General features: G+C 61.2%; 4 protein-coding genes. All 4 read right to left on the bottom strand.

The genetic code is table 11. The annotated features are described in order from the left end of the window. Positions 1–1952: RNA polymerase sigma factor RpoD (gene rpoD, locus RMO40_RS08990; protein ID WP_309719328.1), on the bottom strand; the 1952-nt coding region annotated here is incomplete at its 3' end. Between the two features lie 275 nt (positions 1953–2227). Further along, positions 2228–4066, bottom strand: coding sequence for a DNA primase (gene dnaG / locus RMO40_RS08985; RefSeq protein ID WP_309719325.1), 1839 nt, complete (start codon positions 4064–4066; stop codon positions 2228–2230). Positions 4067–4135: 69 nt separating this feature from the next. After that, the gene (locus RMO40_RS08980; protein WP_309719322.1) at positions 4136–4444 is read right to left on the bottom strand and encodes an H-NS family nucleoid-associated regulatory protein; all 309 of its coding nucleotides are present in this window, start codon (positions 4442–4444) and stop codon (positions 4136–4138) included. 149 nt (positions 4445–4593) lie between these two features. Then, positions 4594–4866, bottom strand: a complete 273-nt coding sequence (locus tag RMO40_RS08975) for an oxidative damage protection protein (protein WP_296687174.1) — start codon at positions 4864–4866, stop codon at positions 4594–4596. Between the last annotated feature and the right edge of the window lie 173 nt (positions 4867–5039).

Genomic DNA, 5039 nt, shown 5'->3' with positions numbered 1-5039 from the left:
GTGTTGGCGCCGTCTTCAATGAAGTCGCCGAGATGTGAATCATCATCGTCACCAATCGGCGTTTCCATTGAAATCGGCTCTTTGGCGATCTTCATGATCTTGCGAATCTTGTCTTCCGGGATTTCCATCTTTTCGGCCAGGACGCTGGCGTCGGGCTCAAAGCCAAACTCCTGCAGGTGCTGGCGGCTCAGGCGGTTCATCTTGTTGATCGTCTCGATCATGTGCACCGGGATGCGGATCGTGCGCGCCTGGTCGGCGATCGAGCGGGTGATGGCCTGGCGAATCCACCAGGTGGCGTAGGTCGAGAACTTGTAGCCGCGGCGGTATTCGAACTTGTCGACCGCTTTCATCAGGCCAATGTTGCCTTCTTGAATCAGGTCGAGGAATTGCAGGCCACGGTTGGTGTACTTCTTGGCGATCGAGATCACGAGGCGCAGGTTGGCCTCGATCATTTCTTTCTTGGCATCGCGCGACGACTTTTCGCCTTCGTTCATGCGCTTGTTGATCTGCTTCAGGTCTTCAAGCGGCACCACGGCGCGGGCCTGCTGGTCTGTCAGCTTCTTCTGCAGCTCTTGAATGGCGGGCAGGTTGCGCGCGAGGATGGCGCTGTAGTTCTTGCCAGCCGCAGCCTCTTTTTCGGCCCACTTCAGGTTGAGCAGGTTGGGCGGGAAATGCTTGATGAAGTATTCCTGCGGCATGCCGCACTTGTCGACGAGGATCTTGCGCAGCTCGCGCTCGTAGCGGCGCACGTCATCGACCTGCGAACGCAAGATGCCGCACAGCTTCTCGATCGTCTTCACGGTGAAGCGGATCGTCATCAGCTCCTGGCTGATGGCCAGCTGCGACTTGTTGTACGAGGCTGACTGGTAGCCGTCTTTCTCGAACGACTTGCGCATCTTGTCGAAGTTGATGCGCAGGTTGGCGAACTTGGTCAGCGCTGCGGTCTTCAGTTCTTCGAGCTTCTTGGTCAGCGCTTTGCTGCCGCCTTGGCCGTCGTCATCGTCTTCTTCGTCGAAGAAGTCGACGTCTTCTTCGGCGACGTAGTCGTCAGCCTCGTCTTCGGAGACAAAACCATCAACCGCCTCGGAGATCTGCATCTCACCCGCACCGATCTTGTCGGCATAGACCAGGATCTCGGCGATGGTGGTCGGCGAGGCGCTGATGGCCAGCATCATGGCCTGCAAGCCGCCTTCGATGCGCTTGGCGATTTCGATTTCACCTTCGCGTGTGAGCAGTTCGACCGTACCCATTTCGCGCATGTACATGCGCACCGGGTCGGTGGTGCGGCCGAACTCGGAGTCGACCGTCGACAGCGCCGCTTCGGCAGCTTCTTCGGCTTCTTCTTCGGTGGCCGTGGTGGTGCCGCCGCCGGCGATCAGCAGCGTGGCGGCGTCGGGCGCCTGTTCGTACACCGCGATGCCCATGTCGTTCAACATCGACACGATGGCTTCGAGGATTTCGGCGTCGACCAGCTTTTCAGGCAAGTGGTCGTTGATTTCCTGGTGCGTCAGGAAACCACGCGTCTTGCCCATCTTGATGAGCGTCTTCAGCTCCTGGCGGCGCTTGGCGACTTCTTCTTCGGTGAGCGCGGTCTCGTCGAGGCCAAATTCGCGCATCAGCGCGCGTTCTTTGGCGCGCGACACCTTCATGCGAAGTGGCTTGACCTTGGCGACCTTTTCTTCGCCACCCTCGGTTTCGACTTCAGGCTCGCCAGCCAGGTCGGCTTCGATGTCGGAGAAGTCTTCTTCAGGCACTTCTTCCTTCTTGGCGGCGACGGCGCCCGCCTTGGGCTTGCGGCCGGGCTTGCCTTTGGCCTCGACCGCCTTGGCAGCGGGTTTGGCGACTGCAGCAGCCTTGGCAGGCTTCTTCTTGTCTTCGGCTTCGGCCTTGTGGGCTTTGGCGGGCGCAGCGGCTGGTGCTGCCTTGGCGGGGGCGCTCTTCTTCGCGGTCATGCATATCCTCGAATGGTGGTGGGCGTCACGGCTTTGTGCATGCAATCAAGCGCATGCACAAAAGCAAAGCCAACCTGTGCGGCAGGTTGCCGGCACAGATTTGGCCAATGTCATTGACACATCGGCGGACAAGCTGGCGTGACCATCGAATTGCAGCCCTTGCGGGGAAAGTTGGCCTTCAGTGGGGACCCTGGGTCAGAGGGTGGCCGGGGCCCGGAGGTGCTGCTGTCACTCTTGCCGCGTAACAAACCCTTGATTATCGTCGATGCAAGGAGTTACGTCAAAGTGGGTTGACGGGATTGGCTCAGCAGGAGCTTGCGGCGGGCTTCCAGCTCGCGCCAGCGCGTCAAAGCCTGGGGGTCAGTAGCCACCTGCTGGATCAGTGCCTCCTGCTGGGTTTGCAGCGATTTGATCCACATGCCGTCGACCACACGGCGCAGGTCGGCGAAATGCATTTCGTCGTCAAGCACACTTTGAGGTACCAGGCGCAGCGCGGCATCGGCCCATTCGGTGTCGTTCAACGCCTGTTCGAGCACCGCCCAGGGCGTGGGCCCATGTTCGTGCAGGTAGCGCTCCAGCCAGGCGCACAAGGGCCCATGAAGTGGTGGCAGGCCGGCCAGTAGCTCGTGGTCGTCGGCGTCGAGTTGTTGCCACCACTCGCTGTGCAGCAGCAGCATGCGCAATGCCGTGTCGGCCGGGCTGGCTGGGGCGGCGCGGTTGGTGATCCGATTGGAGCGAGGTGCTTTCTGCGGGCGGTAGGCGTCGGGCTGCGCTCCCGGCGCGTTGGAATCCGTTGCCCGCCGGGGCGCCGCCACGGTTTGCCACAGCTGCGCCAGGTCCGGCGTGGCCAGGCCGCCCGATTGCGCCAGCTCAGCCAGAAGCTGCAGCTTCAACGCCCCTTCGGGCAGTGCGGCCCAGAGCGGTTTGGCATTGGCGAGAAGCTTGGCACGGCCTTCTGCGGTGTCGAGGTCCATGTTGTCGCGGGCGGCTTCGATGAGCTGGCGCGACAAGGGCACGGCTTGCGCCACGCATTGTTCGAAGGCTTCGGTGCCGTGCTCACGCACGTAGGAGTCGGGGTCGTGTTCGGTCGGCAGGAAGAGAAAGCGCACCGTGCGGGTGTCATTGGCGTGAGGCAGCGAGGCTTCCAGCGCGCGGCCAGCGGCGCGGCGCCCGGCGGCATCGCCATCGAAGCTGAACACCACCGAGTCGGTGAAGCGAAACAGCTTTTGCACATGCTCGGCGGTGCAGGCCGTACCCAGCGTGGCCACGGCGTTGGGGAAACCGAGCTGGGCCAGCGCCACCACGTCCATGTAACCCTCAACCACCAGCACATAGCCCTTCTGGCGCATGGCGGTGCGCGCTTCGTGCAGGCCGTAGAGCTCACGGCCCTTGATGAAAACCGGCGTTTCAGGGGAATTGAGGTACTTGGGTTCACCCTTTTCGAGCACCCGGCCACCGAAGCCGATCACATCACCCTGCACCGAGCGGATCGGAAACATGATGCGGTCCCGAAAGCGGTCGTAGCGCTTTTTGTCGGCCTCGGTTTCGCCCGTGGCGATGACGAGCCCACTCTCTTCGAGCAGCGGGTCGTCGTAGTGTGGGAACACGCTTGCCAGGCCGCGCCAGCCGTCGGGCGAGTAGCCCAGGCCGAAGGCGGCGGCGATTTCACCGGTCAGGCCGCGGCCCTTGAGGTAGTCGACCGCGCGGGGGCTGGACTTGAGCTGCTTGCGGTAATGCTCGGCGGCCTTGGCGAGCACGTCACTCAGCGTCGCCTGGCGCTCTTTCAGCTCGGCGGCGCGTTCACGTTCTTGGGGGGAACGATCATCTTCGGGCACGGTCAGGCCGACTTGCTGGGCCAAGTCGCGCACGGCGTCGAGAAAGCCCATGCCCGAATGCTCCATCAGGAAGCCGATGGCGTTGCCATGCACCCCACAGCCGAAGCAGTGGTAGGTCTGGCGGGAGGCGCTGACGATGAAGCTCGGGCTCTTTTCCCCGTGGAAGGGGCACAGGCCCTTGTGGTTAATGCCTGCCTTCTTGAGCTGAACATGGCGGCCAACGATCTCGACGATGTCGGTGCGCGAAAGCAGCTCTTGGACGAAGGTGGGCGGAATCACCGAAGGAGTCTAACGAAGCGCACCCAAACAAAACGCCGCCCGCAGGCGGCGGTCAGGGCATCAAGAGAATCAGATTGCGAAATCGCTGATTTTCTTGCCCGAGGCGAGGGCGGCTTTCAGCCACTTGGGTTGCAGGCCACGCCCGCTCCAGGTGTCGCCGGTGGCGGCATTTCGGTACTTCGGCGCCACTTTGGCGCCTTTGGTGGCGCCCGCTTTGCTGCTGGTGCTCTTGGTGGAAAGGTCGGCAACGCTCAGGCCATATTCACTCATCAAGGTCTTGACCTTGGTGATGGCGTCTTGGCGCTCACGTTTCTGGGTGGCTTCGATTTCCTGCTCGAGAGCAGCCCGCTTTGCCAGCAAGTCTTGAAGCGATGACATGTTGTTCCTCCTTGGCGACGAATATGAAGCAACGCGAAACACGCGTGCCGCATATTTTATGTCAGGAAAATAACAATATGCCGTGAACTATTGTTCAATCCAGAATCGCCAAGATACTCGGGAAACCCCTCGTTTAAACCGAGATAAGGTCAGGCCGTGGGCGGCACATAACCAGCCGGTTGTTCGGCGCCTTCGCCAAAGAAGAATCGCTCCATCTGGCGTGCAAGATATTGCCGCGAACGTTGGTCGGCCAGATTCAGGCGGTTTTCATTCACCAGCATGGTCTGGTGCTTCATCCACAGCTGCCAGGCTTCCTTGCTGACCTCGTTGTAGATGCGCTTGCCCAGCTCGCCGGGGTAGGGGGCGAAATCAAGGCCTTCGCCCTCTTTCTTGAGGTGAACACATTGAACGGTACGGGCCATGAGGTACTCCTTGGAAATGAATCGGTAGGCGGTTTGTGGTGCGTCAGGGCAGTTTTTTCACCAGCACCTGGGAGCGCCTGTCCCAGTTGTACTTGCGCTTGCGTGCTTCGGGCAGCCAATCGGGGTCAACCTGGGCGAAGCCGCGTTTGATGAACCAGTGCATGGTTTGTGTG

The sequence above is a fragment of the Rhizobacter sp. genome (genome assembly GCF_031412075.1).
Classification (GTDB): domain Bacteria; phylum Pseudomonadota; class Gammaproteobacteria; order Burkholderiales; family Burkholderiaceae_C; genus Rhizobacter.
This window is presented reverse-complemented; position numbering and strand designations above follow the sequence as displayed.

Excerpts from the sequence above, each read along its gene's own strand:
- RMO40_RS08980 (WP_309719322.1), bottom strand. The coding sequence starts at position 4,444 with ATGTCATCGCTTCAAGACTTGCTGGCAAAGCGGGCTGCTCTCGAGCAG.
- RMO40_RS08975 (WP_296687174.1), bottom strand. The coding sequence starts at position 4,866 with ATGGCCCGTACCGTTCAATGTGTTCACCTCAAGAAAGAGGGCGAAGGC.